This window comes from Microcoleus sp. MON2_D5, from assembly GCF_036701905.1.
Classification (GTDB): domain Bacteria; phylum Cyanobacteriota; class Cyanobacteriia; order Cyanobacteriales; family Microcoleaceae; genus Microcoleus.
This window is the reverse complement of the sequence record NZ_JAUBRM010000063.1, coordinates 1-21,987: the sequence shown is the minus strand read 5'-3', so window position 1 is coordinate 21,987 and position 21,987 is coordinate 1. Positions and strand designations below refer to the sequence as shown.

The window sequence follows — 21,987 nt, the reverse complement described above, 5'->3', positions numbered from 1 at the left end:
AATAAAACCAACAATTAAGATAAAATAATACGGCAAGGGAAGATAGGGAAAATTTAACATGGAAAGTGTTGCTTACATTTTGATTCTGGCTTTAGCCATAGGCGTACTATTTTTTGCGATCGCCTTTCGGGAACCTCCCCGGATTGGCAAATAATTAGCTATACGCCTCCAGCAAGTCCAAAATATCTTGAACCGGACTGCGGTTAGCCCGCATCATAGGAATCTAATTTGATGCGGGACTATTTCACCGCTGTGTGCTAAGTGATTTTTCTTGTCCAGCCATTCATCAGACCCCAGGCGGTTAGATGAATGGCAATTTGCTGGCAACGCCTGTTAAAATCAGCAATCATGCGCTGTACCTCCTGCCAACACACAAATAGCCGCGTTCTAGAATCGCGTTCAGCCGAATCAGGTCAAAGCATCCGTCGGCGGCGCGAGTGTTTGAGCTGCCAGCACCGCTTCACAACTTACGAACGCATAGAATTTGTGCCGATTACGGTGATCAAGCGGGACGGCAAGCGCGAATCTTTTGACAGGTCAAAATTAGTCAGGGGATTGATTCGGGCCTGCGAAAAAACCGGTTTGTCTTCCGGGCATCTGGAAACTCTGGCCGAAGAAATCGAGGCCCAACTCCAAGGTCGATCGCTCCGAGAAATCGCCAGCTCAGAAATAGGGGAACTGGTGCTGTTGCACCTGCGGCCGCTCAGCGAAGTCGCTTATGTCCGTTTTGCCTCCGTATATCGGCAATTCCGAGGCATCCGAGATTTTGTAGATACCCTAAATCACCTTCAGAATCCCCTCAACGAAGCTGAAGATGCAGAAACTAGACCGAATTTTGACCCAGATTTGCCGGATTCGGAATCAGTCGATCGAGAAAGCCCAGCATCCTGCGCTAGTCCCAGCTAAGCTCGCTTAAATTAATTTATAGAAATATTCTGGGAGATTGAAAACCGTGTCGCGAGGAAGGCCCGGAGGAATAGCGACTCAAGGGACTCTCATTCGAGCGAGTGTTCTTTTTTCTCAGTAAGAGTGCTGGGTGTGATATGATCGTCATCGGTCTAAAATAGAGTATAACTAGACAACGTAAAAACTTAACTGGATTAGTTGAGTGCGTAGTCACACCTAACGGTGTTGCAGTTTAGGAAAGCTCGGATTTGAACAAAACCTAACTAAAGATCGGTGACTAATTAAATACGGTAGGGCATACCGAAATTTACGCTTCTGGAGAAACCGACCTCTACTTAGACTGGAGTCATCCTGTCGCCAGCAAGTCGGCTCGTTGAATGAAGAATCTCAGTTTATTTATACCTGAGAGTGTCAAAATAGTCTACTTGACTCGGAATGTTAAGATTAAACGTTTTAACACAGAGTATGGAGTAACAGTAATGGCAAGCGCTGGTGTGCATTTGCACCCGGCAAAAGTTAGCAAAAACTGACTTTAGTAAAAGATTTGGAAAAAAGTTAATCGCTTTTTCACCAACATCTCTAATATCTGCCGGCACAAACGAAAAACATGAAGGAGAGAAATCCTAGGAAACTATTCGCATGGTCAATCTCAAAACCACAGTCAAAGACATCGGCTTTACTCACGAAGATTTTGCAGCCCTACTTGATAAATATGACTATCACTTTAGCCCGGGCGATGTAGTAGCGGGTACAGTTTTTAGTATAGAACCGAGGGGCGCTCTGATTGATATCGGTGCTAAAACAGCAGCGTACATTCCCATTCAGGAAATGTCGATCAATCGAGTCGAAACCCCTGAAGAGGTATTGCAATCAAACGAAACTAGAGAATTTTTCATCCTCACCGATGAAAATGAAGACGGACAATTAACCTTGTCCATCCGGCGCATCGAGTATATGCGGGCGTGGGAAAGAGTGCGACAACTGCAAGCAGAAGATGCCACAGTACGATCGCAAGTATTTGCCACCAACCGTGGCGGCGCACTCGTGAGAATAGAAGGCTTGCGAGGCTTTATTCCCGGTTCTCATATAAGTACCCGCAAACCGAAGGAAGAATTAGTCGCCGAAGAATTACCATTAAAATTCTTAGAGGTAGACGAAGACCGCAACCGCCTAGTGTTGAGTCATCGTCGCGCCTTAGTTGAGCGCAAGATGAACCGCCTCGAAGTCGGGGAAGTCGTCATCGGTACAGTACGCGGTATCAAGCCTTACGGTGCCTTTATCGACATCGGCGGCGTCAGCGGCTTGCTGCACATCTCGGAAATTTCACACGATCACATCGATACGCCTCATAGCGTCTTCAATGTCAACGACGAAGTGAAAGTGATGATCATTGACTTGGATGCCGAGAGGGGCCGGATTTCTCTCTCCACCAAGCAGTTGGAACCGGAACCGGGCGCGATGGTCAAAAATCGCGAATTGGTGTACGAAAAAGCTGAGGAAATGGCAGCTAAGTTCCGGGAGAAAATGCTCGCTCAAAAGCAAGCTAAAGCAGGCATAGACGTTCCTGTAGACTCAACTGATGCTGATGATGACTTCTCCGACGAACTCGAAGATGTGCCCTCAGCAATGGAAGAGGATCTGCCGGAAGTAGCACCCGAAGTAGCACCCGAAGCAGCACCCGAAGCAGCACCCGAAGCAGCACCCGAAGCAGCACCCGAAGCAGTATTAGATGTAGAGGAAGAAATCCCTCCTGCGACGGAAGAATAATATCGTAGTTACTGTGATTAAAAGAGGGAATTTTCCCTCTTTTTTTTTAGTTAGTCATTAATTATTATATCAATTCCGGTTGCACCGGAATTATTGTTGACTGTTGACTGTTGACTGTTGACTGTTGACCGAAAGCATCCAGGATACAAGCCCCTAGATTCATCCGTGGAGAAATAAAAAACCTGTCTCCGATAAACAAGTCCCCGAATTTATCCGTGGGATCAATGCTTCAATTCTTTAATCTTTAATCTTTAATCTTTAATCTTTAATCGATGGACTGTTGACCGAAAGCATTCAGGATACAAGCCCCTGGATTCATCCGTGGAGAAATAAAAAACGTCTCTCCGATAAACAAGTCCCCGAATTTATCCGTGGGGTCAATGCTTCAATTCTTTAATCTTTAATCTTTAATCTTTAATCTTTAATCTTTAATCTTTAATCGATTGACTGTTGACCGAAAGCATCCAGGATACAAGCCCCTGGATTCATCCGTGGAGAAATAAAAAACTTGTCTCCGATAAACAAGCGCCCGAATTTATCCGTGGGGTCAATGCTTCAATTATTTAATCTTTAATCTAATATCATTTCCGGTTACACCGGAATGATGTTGACGGTTGACTGTTGACGGTTGACTGTTCACGGCGTCAACAGTCAACCGTCAACAGTGAACTCGAATTTACTATTCCGATGCTAACGGATTTGATATAAAATCTAAAATCGATTGACTGTTGACGGGTGGGTCGCAAAACTGAATGGTTGAGTGTTAACTGTTGACTCGATTTTATTATTCCGATGCCACCGGAAACGATATTAGTCGCTGCTGGGCGGTTGACAATTCCCAATTCCCAATTCCCAATTCCCAATTCTTAATTACCGAGATTTAAGATATTTCTGTAGACCGATGCAGCGATCGCACTTTGAATTAAAACAAATGACAGCGCGATCAATCTGCCTAAATAGGCATGGCCTTCATGGTGCTAATTTGTTAAGATTTATCAAGGGCAGAGAAATCCGCACAGGTGCAAACTCATCAAAATTCTCACGCCAGAACCAACCAGACGAGCAAAGTATACAACAAAATTATTATAAATTTCTTGCCCTGAGGCTCAAAGGCAAGTGGATCATGAACATCGAACTATTAAAAGAAAAATTAGAACAGCTAAAAAAACGTCCCAATGCTAGCAAAGGAACGATCGACCAAATCGAAAAATGGTTAATCGGGTCCCACATTTTGCAGAGATTGAGAATTAACCCTTACTACGTAGCAGGGGATACAGTCAAGAATATTAAAAGAATTACTTCGGAATTTCTGCACGGAGTGAAAGCCGGTGCCTTCGACTTGCACTGGGATATTCACTGCCCCCACTGCAACATGATTACAGACGAATTCAAGGATTTGGCAGACACATCAGAATTGTCTTTTTGCCCGATGTGCGAGCGCGAGTTTAAAATTGATTTGCTCGATCGCGTCGAGGTTACTTTTTCTCTAAACAAAGAAATCGAAGACCCGCAACTGCGACCCGTCTGCGCTCCCCCTCCCGTACTCCAGAGCAAACTGCAACTGGTAACGCCTTTATACTGCACTGAATCGGAGATAGTTACCTTAGAAAACGGTCGATATCGGTACTGCTGTCCCCTCACTTTAGCTAAAGGGATTTTAAAGGTTGAAGGCGAAAAAACAGAAGCCATACAAGAAATTCAACTCAAGCAGTTAGCCGGTCCAGATTTTGACAAAACAGAGCTAGCCGTGCGTCCGGGAAAAGTTAAGCTCGAACTAACTAATACCGATCACAATTTATCGGGGCTGATTTTGCATTCAGATGAATTGCCCCAGGAACTGAGATTAGAACAACTGCCCCTGCGGCTATCAGGAATCCACCTGCTTCATCACCCAGATTATAAGCGTTTGTTCGGCGATCAAGTAATCTCGGAAAGAGAGCGAGTCAAGATTCGGGCGATTACTATTATGTTTACCGATATTACCGGTTCTACCAGAATGTACGAAACGCTGGGAGATACTAAAGCTTACAATATTGTGCGCGATCATTTTGAAATTTTCTTTGAGTCGATCGAGAAAGTTGGCGGTAAAGTCATTAAAACCATCGGCGATGCCGTCATGGCTTCATTTATCAGCAACGAACAAGCAATTATGGCAGCCGCCGCTGCTGTGATCCGTTTCAGAGAGTACAATTTAACTCGCCCGCAAGCAGAGTGGATTCAAGTCAGAATTGGCATTCACCGAAATACGGCTTTACTCGTAAATCTTAATAACTCGCTAGACTATTTTGGTTCCACAGTCAACAAAGCCGCCCGCCTTCAAAATCTTTCTAAAAGTGGCGAAGTTTCGTTTTCCGAAGATGTTTACAGCGACCAAGCATTTTTAACAGCATTAAAAGCTGCTGGAGTGTCCGAAATTCAAAAACGTGTTGAAGATTTAAAGGGCATACAAGGCCCACAAGTCGCCTATACTGCTAGAATTAATACGGAATCAGTAATCGCGCTGTCTCCTACACTGGTAGCTGAAAGAAATTAAGTACGTAAGCAGATATACCTGGTTATTGCCAGTCTCTTCTTATAATCGCTACCAGAGTTCTTCGATCGCGCTCAGATAATGACCTCAACAGTGTAGATCATCCTTAATGGAGGTTCATAATGCCGATAACTTACGTAAGCTCTGACAAAAATAGTCGGAATTAATCAGCGGCATCCTTACCAGAGATGTTGGCCGCTCAATAACTGAAGTCGAGGACTTCTCATCATGACTTCTCCTCAATTATCTCTAGAAAATACACCCGCATCGATCGCAGCAGCCGCCCTCGACAGCGAAGAATCAGCCGTCACCGACGCCCCCTTTCCCATCGTTGGGATTGCCGCCTCAGCAGGAGGGTTGGAAGCATTCACGGGGTTACTCAGCCATTTAGCGATCGATACGGGTATGGCGTTTGTGCTGATTCAGCATTTAGCGCCCGATCACAAAAGCCTGCTCACCGAGATTCTCGCCAGAACGACGCAAATGCCTGTGAATGAGGTACAAGACGGCGTAGCTGTAGAGCCAAATCAAGTCTACGTTATTCCGCCCAACACCAAGATGGTGGTATGTAAAGGCTTGCTGCAACTATCCCCTCGCGAGAAGATTTATGGCAAATATATGCCGGGAGATGCCTTTTTTACATCATTGGCGCTCGATCGCGGCCACAAAGCAATCGCCGTAGTATTATCCGGGGGAGACGGAGACGGTTCAGAGGGGCTCAAGGCAATCAAAGCAGCCGGAGGCATGACTTTTGCTCAATCCCAAGACACGGCAAAATTCGATGGTATGCCGACTACCGCTGTTGCTACAGGGAATGTCGATTTTGTTCTGACGCCGGAAAAAATTGCCGAGGAACTGGCAAACTATAGTCACAGTCCCCTTCTCACTGACCCGATTTCCCTAGCAAAAGTTGAGGAATCGCCCCAACCGGGAGATGCCCTGGCAACTATTTTTGCACTGCTGAAATCGACCACAGGCGTTGATTTTAGCCCCTACAAACCCACCACGATCGCTCGACGCATCCAGCGGCGGATGGTATTGTACAAGCTGGAGAGCTTGGATGATTACGCCACACACCTTCAACAAAATTCGGCTGAAGTCACAGCTTTGTATGAAGAAATCCTGATCCACGTTACCAGTTTCTTCCGCGATTCCGAAGCCTTTGAAAAGTTAAAAGAGGTGGTTTTCCCCACGATTACCCAAAATAAATCGGCAAATGCTCCGATTCGGATTTGGGTGGCGGGATGTTCCACAGGTGAAGAAGTTTATTCGATCGCCATTTGCTTGTTAGAGTTTTTGGGCGATCGACTTATCCCGCCGCCGATCCAGATTTTTGCCACGGATATCAGCGAGGCGGCGATCGGCAAAGCCCGGTCTGGTTTCTACTTAGAAAACCAGATGGTAGACGTTTCACCAGAACGACGTACTCGCTTCTTTATTCGCCCCGAAGCAGGAGGTGGTTATAGAATCCGCAAGGCCGTCCGCGAACTGTGTATATTTGCCCGACAAGACTTAGGTAGCGACCCGCCTTTTTCCAATCTCGATTTAGTTAGCTGTCGCAATGTGCTGATCTACTTGGGAGAGTCATTGCAAAAAAAAGTGATGCCGATTTTTCATTACAGTCTTAACCCAACAGGCTTTCTCCTGTTAGGCACTTCTGAGAGCACCGGAAAATTTTCATCATTATTTACTACAGTCGATAAAAAAAATAAAATTTATGCCAAAAAGTTGACCGCGACTCGTCCCACTTTTTCGTTTACCCCGAGTTCCTATCCCGTCGTTAAAGCTGCTCAACAACAGCAAATGAATGAAGAAACTTTGATAAATAGCTTGGACTTGCAGCGAGAAACTGAGCAACTGATTTTGAATCGCTATGCCCCAGCCAGTGTGCTTGTCAACGAGGAGATGAAAATCCTGCAAGTGCGGGGAGACATCGATCCTTACTTGAGAGTGGCAGCCGGAACGCCGGACTTAAACTTGCTGACAATGGCAAGGCCAGGCTTGCTTGTTGAGCTTCGCACCGCAATTTATCAGGCCCAGACGCAGAACGTAACCGTTAGGAAAGAAAGGGTTGTTGTTGAATCGGGCGGACGATCGACTATCGTCAATATTGAGGTGATGCCGTTCCAGCCGCACACCTTCACAGCACGCTATTTTTTACTGCTACTTGAAGAGGTTTTACCGCCAGTGATCAATTTCCGCATCGTCACTTCTGAAAGCTGCGATCAAGATGATTTAGCTTCTGAAAATAAGTGCCTGAAGCAGGCACTTGCCACCGCTAACCAAGAAAAAACTGATGCTCAAGTGCACCTGCAATCGCTGATCCAGGATCAGGAAAATCTCAACCAAGACCTCAAAATTGCGAACGAAGAAATCCTATCGAGCAACGAGGAGTTGCAAAGCACCAACGAAGAATTAGAAACTGCCAAAGAAGAGATTCAAGCTACTAACGAGGAACTCACCACCACTAACGAGGAACTTCGCAGTCGAAATATTGAACAAAGCCTCGTCAATAACGATCTGACTAATTTGCTGGCTAGTATCAATATCCCGATCTTAATGCTGACAAACGATTTAGAGATTCGACGCTTTACGCCAACGGCGCAGGAACTTTTTAATCTGATTCCCACAGATATTGGACGACCCTTTAGCGACATCCGATCGACTCTTGACGTTCCGGACTTGGAACAGATGATGTTGGAGGTGATTGATACTCTCCAGACACACGAACAAGAAGTCCAAACTTTATCGGGATATTGGTACAATCTCCGCATTCGTCCCTACCGCACAACAGAAAACCAGATTGACGGTGTGGTGATGGTTTTGATCGATATTGATTCTCTAAAACGCAGTGCCAGAACCTTGGAGGAAGCCCGAAATTACGCTGAAACCATCGTGGAAACTGTGCAAACGCCTTTAGTCGCGCTTGATGCTAATTTCCGAGTGAATAAAGCAAATCGATCGTTCTATGAAACGTTTCAGGTTTCATCCTCAGAAACAGCGCAATCTTCGCTGTTTGAGCTAGGAAACGGGCAGTGGAATATCCCCCAATTACGATCGATATTGGAAGATATTCTGGTTAGTGATATTCAGCTTCAAAACTTTGAGTTGGAGCATCTATTTGAGCACATCGGGCCCAAAACCATGCTGCTTAATGCTTGTAAACTTCAACGAGAAGATGGAGCTTTAATGATTCTGTTGTCGATCGAGGATATCACCGAGCGCAAGCAGTTGGAGATACTACGAGCGCAGTTATTGGAGCATGAACAGTTTGCCCGCCAACAAGCAGAAAGTGCTAACCGTGCTAAAGATGAATTTCTCGCCAATCTCTCCCACGAGCTCCGCAATCCCCTGACTCCGATCCTGGGATGGGCACAAATCCTGCGCTCCGGCGTGCTTAAGGAAGCAGCGGCTAATCGCGCTCTAGAAGTGATCGAGCGCAGCGCTAGGACGCAATCTCAGTTAATCGAAGATCTCCTGGATATTGCCAGGATTACGAGCGGCAAGCTCGCTCTTAATACCAATTTGATGGATCTGGTTTTGGTGGTGCAAGCTGCGCTGGATGGGGTTCAATTATCAGCGGATGCCAAAAATATTCAACTTGTTTCGCAGTTGAGTTCTGCCACTGTTTTAGGCGATGCTGATAGATTGCAACAAGTTGTGTGGAATCTTCTGTCTAATGCAATTAAGTTTACTCCGGCGGGAGGAGGAGTGGAAGTAACGCTGTCGGCGATCGAGAATCAGGCTCAACTTCAAATCAGCGACACGGGAAAAGGCATTCGGGCAGACTTTTTGCCGTATATTTTCGATCGTTTCCATCAAGTCGATTCCAGCAGCAATAAGCGGAATCAAGGGCTAGGATTGGGTTTGTCGATCGTGTGTCATCTGGTAGAATTGCACGGAGGAACGGTGGAAGCGGATAGTCCGGGTGAGGGACAAGGAAGTACAATGACTCTGAAATTGCCGCTGGTAGCCTTGCCTCAAAAGTTGACATCGGCTATCAATTTAAAAACAATTGCTTTGGCTGCGCCTTTGAAGGCCTCTACCGATATTGTCCCCTCTCTCGAAGGCTTGCACGTTTTAGTTGTAGACGATCGCAGCGATACGCGCGAACTCTTAGCATTTGTGCTAGAAAGCTACGGGGCTGAGGTTTTGACGGTGGAATCTGCCAGAAGTGCGATCGCCGCTTTGACTGAAAATCCCGGCAAATATGACGTGCTAATCTCTGATATCGGAATGCCAGAGGGAGATGGGTATTTCTTAATTCGAGAAGTGCGAGCTCTTGCTGCAGAAGCCGGAGGAGAAATCCCAGCGGTTGCGCTGACTGCTTATGCGAGCGATAAAGAACGCGAAAGGGCGATCGAAGCGGGTTTTAAAACGCATATTTCCAAACCAGTGCAGCCCGTTCAACTAGCATTAATGGTTGCCAATTTAGCGGGACGATTTTAATTTATTGATTGTAGGGACAAAACAATGTTGTGTCCTAAATTTGTAGGGACACAACAAGAGTCATCTCCAAAAAAGCCTGTTTTGAACAGGCAAGAGGGCTGTTCCACAATAATTATTGGAGATGTCTAATGTTGTATCAGGATTTTGTAGTAACACAACGATTGCGGGCAATTAAGAATTGCCAAAAAGAGCGCAATATGGGAAAATAAAAAAAAATATAAAAATTACGGAGTTCAGATTCTTGGTAAATATTAAATGTCGGGGTATTACGTTCTCAAATATCGAAGCCGTAATCTTTGACAAAGACGGCACTCTAGAGGATTCTCAAGAATTTTTGAGACTGTTGGGGATTAAGCGATCGCGCCTCGCAGACGCTCAAATTCCGGGCGTTGGAGAGCCTTTACAAATGGCTTTCGGTATCGAAGGCGGCAGCATTGACCCCACGGGCTTGCTAGCAGTGGGTAGTCGCAGGGAAAATGAGATTGTTGCAGCGGGATACATCGCGGAAACCGGCAGGGGATGGCTGGAATCTTTAACTATTGCGCGCCGCGCTTTTGACGAAGCTGACGAAATGTTTAAAAATAGTGCTGTTTCTCCTTTATTTGTCGGCAGTTTGGAAGTGCTGAAATATCTTTCGGAAGCGGGTTTAAAACTGGGAATTCTTTCGGCGGCTACGACGGAGGTTGTGCAGAAATTTGTGAAACACCACGCATTAGGTGACTACATTCAGTTAGAAATGGGAGTTGATTCAACGGTTCACAAACCCGATCCGAAATTGTTTTTGGAAGCTTGTGAGAAACTCGGAGTAAATCCCGCAGCAACTTTGATGGTGGGAGATTCAGCGGGCGATATTCAGATGGGTAAAAATGCGGGCGCGGCGGGGTGTATCGGGATTTGTTGGGGGAAGGCCCAGGTTAGTCATTTGGAAAATGCTGATGTGGCGATCGCATCTTTGGATGAAATTAAAATTTTAGCAGATTGAGCAAACATCACATCGCCGGGGCAGGTTTTGCTTGGGAAAATCTCGCTTGTACCTGAGTCCAGATCCCCCCTAACCCCCCTTAAGAAGGGGGGGACAAGAGTGTTCAAAGTCTCCCTTTTTAACGGAGAAGAGTCTTCTGTTTCGTCCCCCCGTTAAGAAGGGGGGACAAGAAAGAGCATTCAAAGTCCCCCTTCTTAAGGGGGATTTAGGGGGATCTGGCCTCGGCTATAAGCGAGAGGTACAAAGGTTTTTAATCTTAAGTTAACACGATAAAAAGCATTGCGGTTTCCCTACAGCTAACAACGCAAACCGAGAATTACGACATCTCTTTCAACACCGTCAAGTTCGGCAACTTGCGGCAGATATCCCCACCGCTGAAAGCCAAATTTTTCAAACAATCTTACACTCGGCTGATTGTGAGCAAAAATTATTCCTATGAGAGTTTTAAGCTTCAATTCTGGACTCCGCACAATTGCCGATTGCAATAAATTTTGTCCGATTCCGCAGCGTTGGCGATCGGGTGCGACGTAGATGCTAACTTCTGCTGTATGCTGATAGGCGGCGCGTCCGTAGAAAAGCTGAAAACTCAGCCAGCCAACAATATTTTGTTCTGATTCCATTACCAAAATCGGCCAGGAAGTGGGGCAGTGTTCTCTGTACCAAGGGAGGCGGCTTTCGACTGAGACTGGTTTTAAATCTGCTGTGGCCATTCTGCCCGGGATTGCTGCGTTATATATTCCGACAATTGCTGGCAAATCGCTGTCTTCTGCGTCGCGGATTTTCATCGTTGGGTTGAGGGTTGACTGTTGGCTGTTGGCTGTTGACTGTTGACTGTTGACTGTTGACTGTTAACTGTTAACTAATGACTAATAACTAATGACTCTTGTACAGTTCCATAATATCGCTGAGGGCCATCCGCGAATTTGCTCCCAAAGTCAGCGGCGATTTGTGTCCTCGCTGCAAGTGTTCTGCCGCCGCACAGCCGATCATTGCTGCGTTGTCAGTACAATATTTTAATGGCGGAAACAATACTCGCAAGTTGTGTTTTGTGGCTGCTGCTTGTAAATTTTTTCGCAGTCCGCTGTTTGCTGCAACTCCGCCCCCCACTACAATAGTGGTAAGCCCGAAATTTACGGCGCAGTCGATCGCTCTTTTTGTTAAACCCTTGGCTACTGTTTCCTGAAAGCTGGCCGCAATATCATTAATTGTAGAGTCAGGCAAGATGCCTTCGGCACCCACATTGTTATTTTGTTTCTTGAGTTTCTGTACTAATTGCAAAACTGCGGTTTTCAAGCCGCTAAAACTGCTGTCGTAAGGATGGTAGCCGCCACCAGGCAAAGAAATTCTGCCTTCTGGTAGAGGGTATGCTTGGGGATTGCCAAGGGCGGCCAATTTGTCAATCAGCGGCCCGCCGGGATATCCTAGCTGCAACAGTCTCGCAACTTTATCAAAAGCTTCGCCGGCGGCGTCGTCGCGCGTGTGTCCTACAGTTTCATAAACGCCGCAATCTTTGACATAAATAAAGCTAGTGTGTCCCCCGGAAACTAACAAACACAAAAACGGTGGCTGCAAGTCGGGTTCGGTAAGGTAAGAAGCGTAGATGTGCCCTTCGAGGTGGTGGACGCCTAAAAAAGGTTTTTGATGGACTATTGCCAAGCTTTTCGCCGCTGTCAGCCCGACTAACAATGCACCTACTAAACCGGGGGCACAAGTCGCTGCAATGCCGTCAATTTCTGACCAACTCAGGTTTGCTTCACCGAGACACTGGGCAATTACCTGATTGAGCATTTCTAGGTGACTCCGCGAAGCCACTTCCGGTACTACCCCGCCAAACTGCTCGTGGATTTTAATTTGCGATGCTACAACATTGCTGCAAACTTGACGATTCTTAACAATTGCTGCTGCTGTTTCGTCACAACTTGTTTCGATTGCGAAAATGGTTGCCATTAACTGGTAATTTTATTTGATAGGTTAGTTATTGCTAGCTTAACTAATTCGGTGCAAGTCCCCCGCTCTACCTGTACTCAGGTTATTGTTAAGGGATTTTTGCCCGATCGACAGGTAAGGCCATCATCTGATGCAATGAAGGAATATCCTCGCGGTATTGCTAGCTCAGCATTGACCTATCAAAACGGGAATCCCTCACTCTATTGGGATTTGCCGCATCAATGATGGATACTTTACACTGTCAACAAACACGGTAATCTGGGTTCCAGATTGGCAAGTTGAAATGCTTGTACAAAAACTTATTGTTTTGTAACAAAAGGAAACAATTCCATGCGACGATTGTTTGCTGCAATTTTAGTGTTGAGTGTCTGGTTCAGTTTTGCTCCAGTTGCTTCGGCTTACAATTTAGTGCCGTGCAAAGACTCTCCCGAATTCCAGGAACTGGCTAAAAATGCGCGTTCTACGAATGGCGACCCGGCATCTGCGAAAGCAAGATTCGATCGCTATTCTCAAGCTATGTGCGGCCCGGAAGGATACCCGCACTTAATCGTAGACGGCAACTTGAGCAGAGCAGGGGACTTTTTGATTCCTAGCATACTGTTCTTGTATATGGCAGGTTGGATTGGTTGGGTGGGCCGTTCTTATCTGCAAGTTACCAAAAAATCAGCAACACCAGAGGAAAAAGAGATTATTATCGACGTTCCTTTGGCCATCAAATGTATGCTGAGCGGCGTTTTATGGCCTCTGGCAGCTATCACATCAATCACCAGCGGTGAAATGTTTGCCAAGGAAGACGAAATTACTGTTTCCCCCCGCTAAAATTGGGAAATGGAGAAGAGCTAATAGCTAACAGTTAAGTAATTAACTGCAAATTAGCAATTAGGCGTAGACCGATCGGCAATTACCAACTGTCTCGAATTTTCAGGAGCAGAATTCATGCAATACTTTGTCAAGTTTCTTTCGACCGCACCAGTATTGGCTATCCTTTGGCTATCTATTCAAGGCGCGGCTTTAATTGAATTTAACCGCTTTTTCCCCGACCTGCTTTTCCATCCGATGCCTTAAGATTTGAGGGAAATTAGGTTGCAAAACCTAGGAGTGAAAAGTTGAGAGTTTTGATTTTTGAATTATGAGTTACAGGTTAATTTAAAACTCAAATATCAAAACTCTCAAACCATACCAGTTCATGCTAGACAGCGCATAAATAGGTAAAATCCAAGGATATCAACTATTTAGTTATCAAATTAGTTAGCAATGACTAATGACTAATGATTAATGACTAATGACTAAATGACTAATGACTAATATTGTGAATCGATGAAGTCTTATATCGCCGCAGCAATTCAAATGACTAGCTTGCCTCACCTGCAAAAAAATTTGGTTCAGGCAGAGGAATTAATCGACCTGGCAGTGCGTCGGGGTGCGGAGTTAGTTTCCTTACCAGAAAATTTCTCGTTTATGGGAGAAGAGGAGGAAAAGATTGCTTCAGCAGAGGCGATCGGACTCCAAAGCGAAAAATTCCTCAAAACGATGGCCCAACGGTTCCAGGTAACGATTCTGGGCGGCGGATTTCCAGTGCCGACTGCAGGGGGGAAGGTATACAATACTTGTTTGCTGGTAGACCCAAACGGCACTGAAGTGGCAAGGTACAGAAAAGTACATTTGTTCGATGTGGATGTTCCCGACGGCATTACTTACAGGGAATCGAACACTGTGAAAGCTGGTGAAGATTTGCCGTCGGTTTATGTGTCGCCGGAGTTGGGGACGCTGGGACTTTCGGTGTGCTATGACGTGCGGTTCCCGGAAGTGTACAGGCATTTGTCGTACAAGGGGGCTGATATTTTGTTCGTGCCCGCGGCGTTTACTGCTTACACTGGCAAGGATCACTGGAAGGTTTTGTTGCAAGCTAGGGCGATCGAGAATACTTGTTATATGATTGCCCCGGCACAAACTGGCCGCCACTACGGCCGCCGTCAAACTCACGGTCACGCGATGATTATAGACCCTTGGGGTACGGTTTTGGCGGATGCTGGAGAGGAACCGGGTGTGGCGATCGCAGAAATTAATCCCGATCGACTAGAACAAGTCCGCCGCCAGATGCCATCTCTGCAACACCGGGTTTTTATTTGAAGGAATTTTGAGATTAATTAATCTCAAAATTTCAGTCCCCGTCAACGACAAAACCTGAAAACTTTTTATTCTAGCGAGGAATTGTGTCGGTTCGTACACAAAAAAACTTAGATCGTGTGGGTGCGATCGACAACAATAAGCGGGTGGGGACGGATTTACGCCGATCGATGAGTGATATTGTCGATCGGACGTGACTCTGGCCCCGACAGCTTAATATATTGTTTTTTCCCGCAGATGAACGGCCAATAACTCGCGATAAAATATCTAATGCAGGTTCAATGGGCGTGCACTTCTGCTAAAAGGCGAATTGGCGAAAGTAGAATTGCACGAAATGCGTCTTTTTGGGATAAATGAAACACACTCTTTCGGTTTTAGTTGAAGATGAAGCGGGTGTCCTCACTCGAATTGCTGGTTTGTTTGCCCGTCGGGGTTTTAATATTGAAAGTCTGGCTGTTGGCCCGGCGGAACAAGGGGGAGTGTCTCGGATTACGATGGTTGTACCGGGAGATGACCAAATTATCGAGCAGTTGACAAAGCAACTGTACAAGTTGATTAACGTGCTTAAAGTTCAGGATATAACAGAAATTCCCTGTGTGGAACGGGAGTTGATGTTGCTGAAAGTTAATGCTGCTAGCGGGACGCGATCGGAGATAATTGAGTTAGCTCAAATTTTTAGAGCGCGAGTTGTGGATATTGGTGATGATACGCTGACATTGGAAGTTGTGGGAGATCCCGGTAAAATGGTGGCGATCGTCCAGGTTCTGAATAGATTTGGGATTAAGGAAATTGCTCGTACTGGGAAAATTGCCCTGACGCGGGAGTCGGGGGTCAATACTGAGTTTCTCAAGTCTTTGGAAGCGAAACTTTAAGGAAGAAGGAAGAAGGAAGAAGGAAGAAGGAAGAAGGAAGAAGGAAGAAGGAAGAATGTTTTAACTTCCAATTGCTAATTTCCAATTTCCAATTCCCGATTTCCTTTTCCCACTTTCCTTTTACCAATGACTACTAACTAATGACTAATGACTGATGACTAATTACCATTTGGGTTGACTTTCTATCAAAAGTGTGGCTGCCATGCTGTCTATCGGCTTTGAGAAAAAGTATCCTTGTCCGTATTCGCATTGCAGGGCTCTGAGTAAATTAAGCTGTTCGCTGGTTTCGATTCCTTCAGCAATTACATCCATACCTAAATGACTGGCTAAAATTAAAATAGTCTGTACAATCGCTTCGTTGCCTTCATCTTCAGTCATGCGGCTAACAAAAGCTCGATCGATTTTTAAAGCATCAGTTGGAAAAGTGTGCAGGCGGCTTAAAGAAGAATAGCCAGTGCCGAAATCGTCAATATATAATTGAATTTCTAATTTTTTCAATTCCGCGAGGATAGCGACTGCTGATTCGGCATTTTCCATGATGACGCCTTCAGTAATTTCTAACTTTAAACTGCGGGGGTCAAGCTGAGTTTCTTGTAAAATTTCGCGGATGCGATCGATTAAATCCGGTTGTTTAAATTGTTGGTTAGAAAGGTTGACGCTGACAGTCAGCGGCGGATTTGTTGGGAATGTTTCGTGCCACTCGTGGATCTGACGGCAAGCCGATCGCATCATCCACCAGCCCATAGGTATAATCAATCTAGTTTCTTCAGCTACTAAAATAAACTCGCCAGGAGATACGACACCCCGCTGCGGGTGATACCACCGCAGCAGCGCTTCAAAACCGCTGATTTTACCGCTGATTAGAGAGACGATGGGCTGATAGTAAAGCTGAAATTCCTGGGAGTCTAAAGCGCGTCGCAGGTCGTTTTCCAGTTGCAAAAGGGCGACGGCGCGAGTGTGCATACTTAAGTCAAAAACTTCGTGGCGAGCTTTACCCAATCCCTTCGCATGATACATGGCAGCATCTGCATCTCGGAGCAGTTCTTCAGGTCGATCGTACAACATGGGTAAGGGGACAGGGGGAACAGGAGAGTCGGAAGATAAGCAAGACAAAGAAGTTTCCCGATCGATATTTCCCAGATTTTCGAGGCTCGACAGTTTGCTGGTTTCCCTTGGAGAGGTAGGAAAACCAGAACAAACAATCCCAATGCTAGCACTGGTAAAAACTTGATATTCGTTAAGGTAAAAAGGCTCTGCCAGTTCCGCTTGCACTCGTTCGGCAATCACGATCGCATCCTCGGTGCTTTTGATATTTTCCAGCAAAATAGCAAATTCGTCGCCGCCGAGACGGGCAACAGTATCTCCAGCGCGCAAACAGATTCCCAGGCGCTGCGCGATCGCGATCAGCAACCGATCGCCCACTAAATGCCCCAAACTGTCGTTAACAACCTTAAAGCGATCGAGATCGATAAACAGCACGGCAAACAAAATCTCGGGACGGCGTTTTGAAAGAGCGATCGCGTGCCCCAAGCGATCCATAAATAAAGCTCGGTTGGGCAAACCGGTTAGCATATCGTGCAAAGCATCGTGTACTAACTTATCTTCTGCTATCTTGCGGAGGGTAATATCTTCGACAGTGCCTTCGTAGTAAAGTAAATTTCCGTCAGGGTCGCGAACTGCCCGGCCGTTCTCGGAAACCCAGATAGTAGTGCCGTCAGCGCGGTAAACTTGGGACTCGAACTCAGACACAAAACCGTGTTTTTCGATCGCGCGCAAAAACTCGACGCGCCGATTGGGATCGACGTAAAGTTGGCGGTCTATGTCTTGGATATTCGCGATCAATTCGGCGGCCGACTCGTAGCCGTAAATTCTCGCCAAAGCAGGGTTAGCGCTGAGGTAGCGTCCGTCGGGCGTTGTCTGAAAAATGCCTTCGATCGCATTTTCAAAGATACTGCGGTATTTCTCTTCCGCCTGTTGCAGCGCGAATTCTGCCTGCTTGCGATCGGTGATATCCGTCAACGTGACGAGATAGCCTAGAACTTCACCGCTTTTGGTCATTTCTGGCACTGCTTGCCAAAAGACCCAGGTTGTGAAGTCACCCTTGCAAAAACGGTACTCTAACTTACAGGGCAACTTGTCTGTGACAGCGCGATACCACTGGCTCAAAACACGCTCGCGGTCTTCCGGATGCACACTTTGTGCCCAACCTTCGCCTATTGCCTTTAGCGCAGTCAGTCCCGCCATCTCCAAAAATCGCTCATTGACGTACAAGCAATCTCCAGCAGCGTCGGCGCGGAAAATCCCCACCGGCAGTATTTTTGCCAAGGTGTAATAGCGGTATTCGCTTTCTAGCAGCGCGCTGGCTGCTACTTTAGTCTCTGTGATGTCAAACATTGCCCCTTGAAGAATGACAGACTTGCTTGCTTCATCGCGAACTGCGGTCGCTTGATCGCGGAACCAGACGACTCGACCGTTGCGGGCGATCGCGCGGTATTCTGAAACCAGCGACCCCTCGCAGAAGATATCTTCTCCATCAGTGAATTTCTGTGTGGCGTTTTCAACTAACACGCGGTCACGGTCTTCTGGGTGAACGAGTTTCAGCCACAGGTCGGGATCTGCTCTCCATTCAGCTACAGAATAACCTAGAAAAGTCTCGATTTGCGGGCTGATGTAAAGTTTGGCAGCCTTGCGGTTGAGGGGAGAAATGTAGGTGACAGCGGGCATTTGTTCTACCAGGGCGCAGTATTTCGCTTCTACAGTGGACAGTGCTGCTTCTAGGCGCTGCCGCTCTAATTCGGCGGCGGCCCGTCCGGCAAAGATGCTGAGAATTAATCGGAATTTGGCAAGATGTGCTTCGACCAGGGGTCGATCGTGAAAAATACAAATAATGCCTAAAGGTTCTCCGTAAGAGTTTTTCAGCAAGACTCCCAGGAAACTGCGCGCACCTGTAACTATCGGTCTGCGGTCTTCTGGAAAGGTTTCCCAGAGGTAGTCGGGACACGAATACATTCCCGCCTCCAGCACCCGCGCTTCGGGAGTATTGGCGGTGTCGCACTCAAAGTTTGGCTGCTGCTGTCCGTCGCTCCACAAACTGATAAGTTGCAATCTATTGGCCGCAGCATTGGTGCGTGCCTTCGACTTAATCGATTGGGCAGCGACGGCGGTGCGAACTCCTAGTGCTGAGGCTAAGTGGCAAACTAAGGCATCAAAGAATTCAGCTCCCCCCGGCGAATCAGTAGCTGCTAGGATTTCGCCCAGCAAATGTTCCTCTAATTGCTCGGAAGCAGTAACTTTGGGAGGATTTTCGGCATTCGGGCGATCGACATTTTCTCCCATCGAACCCGAAATGCCCAGACTTAGGCTTTTGCAGGTTCCAGGCCCCACAATAGGCGAAGAATTCACACTTAGGCGCTCTTGCTTGGCGAAGAATACAGCGCGGCCCCTACCTAAAACTTTACCCAAGAAGCTGTCAGTTGCCGGCCACAGATTTGAGTTCGGGAAAATCAAAAAGTTTTTCCGCATTTTCAATCCCGCAGATAAATCGTCGGGCTTTAATTCTGCCAACTGCCGTTGCTCGTGGGCTAGCGGTAGACTAGATGGCCTTCGGTGGCACTTGATATAAATCGCGGACACCAAGGCTAAAGTCGCCGATAATCCCAGAAAATATGCAAGAATCTCAAAGTAAAAAAATAAATCTAGCTCGAACATCGATTAGCACCGCTCGACAATTGTTGTAGTTATCTGAAGCCAATCTATTTAAAAATAACTAAGTATCGTCACGGATGGGTAACGAATACAAGCTCAGATCGCCGTGAAGGCGACAAGAGAGTTAACAGTTCACAAAAAACCTGGCAATACTTGACATTACCGAACTTTTTGTTGTTTTTTTCGTACAGGATCAACCCGGACTGGTGAAATTGCAAACACATATACAGTTGTGGCACTCCTCTAAGGGTGAGTTTACGTTTACTTTTATAATCATATTTAACGCTGCATTCACATCAGCATTAATCCGACTTTCATTGAAAGAGCTAAACCACCCTCGTTTACCTCTCTTACCCTGGCAAGACTCTTCCTTACCCACAGGCTCTAAATCCCAAAAGCTGGGCTTATTTGTATAAGATGCTTGTGTAACTATTACCTTGAGACAGAATAAATCCGTTTTGTAAGTAAGAAATTTTATGAGCTGGGTATGAGAAATTACTACAAAATGCTGATGCTTCTTTTCTAATCTTATATTTTGTTTATCCCTCACCTTGGTACCACTAATTAACTGGATTATTTTCTCATCCACCAACTGCTTGACAATCAAACTGCTGGTTTGATGAAGGTAGTTTTCTAATCGCTTGTTTTGATTAAAGGTGATTTGCTGGATTTGGCGCGTCGTAGATTTTTCCTGGTGAAGTTTTGACCGTAAAAAGGCTTTGCGCTGATTGAAACCTTGATTGATTGATTTGTGATGTTTTTTATCATAGATAGTTGGAGTAAATGTTGGCTTATTGGATGCCACAACTACGAGGTTACTAATCCCTAAATGTTTACCTAGTCTGAGGTGGCAATTTAAATCCACCAACGTTACAGGCTTTTGATTGGCAACCTCAACAAAGTAGCTCGCTGTTGCAAAACCTCTCCTTACCTTGATTAAAGTTGGAAATTTTGTAGAAATTATTATGTCATTTCGAGATAAATGAAGTAGTCCATTATTTTTGTCACCTCCCCTTTTTTTTCTCGATTGGTTATCATGACTTAACAAGTTACATCGCCAGATTTTATGTTTGTATTGGGAGATGCTGGGGAGAAATAAAAATCGAGGTAGAGCTCGATCAGAAGCTATTCTTGACTTGTGACCATCCTCCCAATCGTGAACAACTCGTTTGAGAACTTGAGTGCTATTTTTAACAGGGAATGATTGAGAGCCGTCTGTAGGTTTTAAGAGGGCAGATAACTGTCTGATAATTCTGGTACTACCAACTTTAGATACCGAAGTAAAAAAGTGTTTCCTCATATAATATTTACCAGGATTGTAGAGATTTATCGACAGAAACGATAAGTCATCAAACTGTTTATAAAACTGATGCTGCCCATCTATGTAAGGCCTTTCAACAACAATCATAAATTTTGGGAGAAACGAAAAGTTTTTTGTTGCTTTGCTAAGCAATATACAATAAAGTCTAGGGATTATCTGATCTAGTGTAACACCCATGATGAAAGCGATCGTTTTTCACACGCCCGGAAGCCCGTCCGTATTGAAACTGCAAGATATCCCCGCCCCTACTATACAAACAGAAACTGAAGTTTTGGTACGGTTGCGAGCGGCGGGTATCAATCCGATCGATACTAAGTTGCGATCGCGCGGCACTTTTTACCCCGAGAGAACTCCTCACGTTTTGGGGTGCGACGGTGCTGGAGTCGTAGAGGCTGTCGGTGCTGGTGTGCAAAGTTTCCAAGTGGGAGACGAGGTTTTTTTCTGCAATGGCGGTTTGGGCGGGTCGATCGGTACTTATGCTGAGTTTGCCGTTGTAGACGAACGGTTTCTCGCCCTCAAGCCTGCTGCTTTAAGTTTTGTGGAGGCGGCGGCGGCACCGTTAGTTTTAATTACAGCTTGGGAATCGCTGTACGATCGAGGGCGCTTGCAAGCCGGCCAAAAAGTGCTGGTTCAAGCTGGTGCTGGCGGTGTCGGCCACGTCGCGGTACAGTTGGCGAAGTTGCAGGGGGCAGAGGTTTGCACGACTGTCAGTTCTGAGGAAAAAGCCAATTTTGTCAAGCCCTTAGGTGCAGATTCAGTTATTTTATACAAAAATACCAATGTTGTCGATGAGGTTTTGACTTGGACTCAAGGACAAGGAGTTGATTTGGCTTTCGATACAGTCGGGGGAGAAACTTTTTACCAAACTATTCCGGCTGTGAAGATTTATGGAGATTTGGTAACCATTTTGGAACCCGATCCAGCTTTGGGCAATTTGAAAACAGCGAGAATGCGGAATCTGAGAATTAGTCTGGAATTAATGTTAACACCGATGCTGGAAGGTTTGGTGGAGGAACAGGAACAGCAGGCTCATATTTTGCAGAAGTGTGCTCGTTTGTGCGATCGCAACTTGCTAAAAATTCACGTCAGCAAAACTTTCCCTCTCGAAGAAGCGCAAGCCGCTCACGAACTGTTAGAAACAGGATCGGTAACCGGTAAAATAGTGCTTGAAATTGCGGCTGGTTAAAAATGCGGATGGTTAAATAAGAAATTCACAACTGATATCATGTCCGGTCGAGGAACCGCGATTTTTGTAGGGCGGGTTCACCAACTGGAGTTTAGACTAAGCAGACCACAGGAGCGCGATCGAGTCTCCTGTTATGAACGTCAATTTTGAACGGCAAGGGTCGCTGGCAAACAAGCTATGAAGCCTAACCAATGG

The 21,987-nt window shown here is 46.0% G+C and carries 15 protein-coding genes; 11 read left to right on the top strand and 4 right to left on the bottom strand.

The features are described 5' to 3' along the window. Window positions 1–58 precede the first annotated feature (58 nt). The 6 genes from QUA47_RS21695 (at window position 59) to QUA47_RS21670 (ending at window position 10,634) form a co-directional block, all read left to right on the top strand. The gene (locus QUA47_RS21695; protein ID WP_006635641.1) at window positions 59–154 is read left to right on the top strand and encodes a photosystem II reaction center protein T; all 96 of its coding nucleotides are present in this window, start codon (window positions 59–61) and stop codon (window positions 152–154) included. Window positions 155–348: 194 nt separating this feature from the next. Next, window positions 349–906 (top strand): transcriptional regulator NrdR, encoded by a 558-nt coding sequence (gene nrdR, locus QUA47_RS21690; RefSeq protein WP_333432289.1) that lies wholly within the window; start codon window positions 349–351, stop codon window positions 904–906. 639 nt (window positions 907–1,545) lie between these two features. Next, window positions 1,546–2,673: a 30S ribosomal protein S1 gene (locus QUA47_RS21685; protein ID WP_333287504.1), complete on the top strand. Its 1,128-nt coding sequence runs from the start codon at window positions 1,546–1,548 to the stop codon at window positions 2,671–2,673. Between the two features lie 1,123 nt (window positions 2,674–3,796). Further along, entirely contained in the window at window positions 3,797–5,206 is a 1,410-nt protein-coding gene (locus QUA47_RS21680; RefSeq protein ID WP_333432277.1) for an adenylate/guanylate cyclase domain-containing protein, read from the top strand. A gap of 225 nt (window positions 5,207–5,431) precedes the next feature. Then, on the top strand, window positions 5,432–9,652 hold the full coding sequence (locus QUA47_RS21675) for a chemotaxis protein CheB (RefSeq protein WP_333432276.1): 4,221 nt from the start codon (window positions 5,432–5,434) through the stop codon (window positions 9,650–9,652). 241 nt (window positions 9,653–9,893) lie between these two features. Further along, the gene (locus QUA47_RS21670; RefSeq protein ID WP_333432275.1) at window positions 9,894–10,634 is read left to right on the top strand and encodes an HAD family hydrolase; all 741 of its coding nucleotides are present in this window, start codon (window positions 9,894–9,896) and stop codon (window positions 10,632–10,634) included. 296 nt (window positions 10,635–10,930) lie between these two features. Here QUA47_RS21670 and QUA47_RS21665 read toward each other — a convergent pair whose 3' ends face one another. Continuing rightward, complete coding sequence (locus QUA47_RS21665) at window positions 10,931–11,419, bottom strand: N-acetyltransferase family protein (RefSeq protein ID WP_333287512.1); 489 nt, start codon at window positions 11,417–11,419, stop codon at window positions 10,931–10,933. Window positions 11,420–11,507: 88 nt separating this feature from the next. Continuing rightward, window positions 11,508–12,581 carry a tRNA (adenosine(37)-N6)-threonylcarbamoyltransferase complex transferase subunit TsaD gene (gene tsaD / locus QUA47_RS21660; RefSeq protein ID WP_333432274.1) on the bottom strand — a complete coding sequence of 358 codons (1,074 nt, stop codon included), beginning with the start codon at window positions 12,579–12,581 and terminating at the stop codon, window positions 11,508–11,510. 330 nt (window positions 12,582–12,911) lie between these two features. On the opposite strand from tsaD, the gene QUA47_RS21655 reads away from it, so the two are divergent. From QUA47_RS21655 to ilvN, 4 genes are all read left to right on the top strand, one after another. Next, window positions 12,912–13,400, top strand: a complete 489-nt coding sequence (locus QUA47_RS21655) for a Photosystem I reaction center subunit III (protein ID WP_333214796.1) — start codon at window positions 12,912–12,914, stop codon at window positions 13,398–13,400. A gap of 117 nt (window positions 13,401–13,517) precedes the next feature. Beyond that, on the top strand, window positions 13,518–13,646 hold the full coding sequence (gene psaJ, locus QUA47_RS21650; protein ID WP_106151078.1) for a photosystem I reaction center subunit IX: 129 nt from the start codon (window positions 13,518–13,520) through the stop codon (window positions 13,644–13,646). Window positions 13,647–13,898: 252 nt separating this feature from the next. Beyond that, window positions 13,899–14,711 carry a carbon-nitrogen hydrolase family protein gene (locus QUA47_RS21645; protein ID WP_333432273.1) on the top strand — a complete coding sequence of 271 codons (813 nt, stop codon included), beginning with the start codon at window positions 13,899–13,901 and terminating at the stop codon, window positions 14,709–14,711. A gap of 350 nt (window positions 14,712–15,061) precedes the next feature. Beyond that, a complete protein-coding gene (gene ilvN / locus QUA47_RS21640; RefSeq protein WP_039887977.1) occupies window positions 15,062–15,580 on the top strand; it encodes an acetolactate synthase small subunit in 519 nt (172 codons plus the stop codon). A 162-nt stretch (window positions 15,581–15,742) separates the two neighbouring features. On the opposite strand, the gene QUA47_RS21635 is transcribed toward ilvN, so the two are convergent. Both QUA47_RS21635 and QUA47_RS21630 read right to left on the bottom strand, forming a co-directional pair. Next, a complete protein-coding gene (locus tag QUA47_RS21635; RefSeq protein WP_445302537.1) occupies window positions 15,743–19,288 on the bottom strand; it encodes a sensor domain-containing protein in 3,546 nt (1,181 codons plus the stop codon). A gap of 190 nt (window positions 19,289–19,478) precedes the next feature. After that, complete coding sequence (locus QUA47_RS21630) at window positions 19,479–20,693, bottom strand: transposase (RefSeq protein ID WP_333432271.1); 1,215 nt, start codon at window positions 20,691–20,693, stop codon at window positions 19,479–19,481. A gap of 91 nt (window positions 20,694–20,784) precedes the next feature. Here QUA47_RS21630 and QUA47_RS21625 point away from each other — a divergent pair, with 91 nt between their 5' ends. After that, complete coding sequence (locus tag QUA47_RS21625; RefSeq protein WP_333432288.1) at window positions 20,785–21,792, top strand: zinc-dependent alcohol dehydrogenase family protein; 1,008 nt, start codon at window positions 20,785–20,787, stop codon at window positions 21,790–21,792. Window positions 21,793–21,987: the final 195 nt, after the last annotated feature.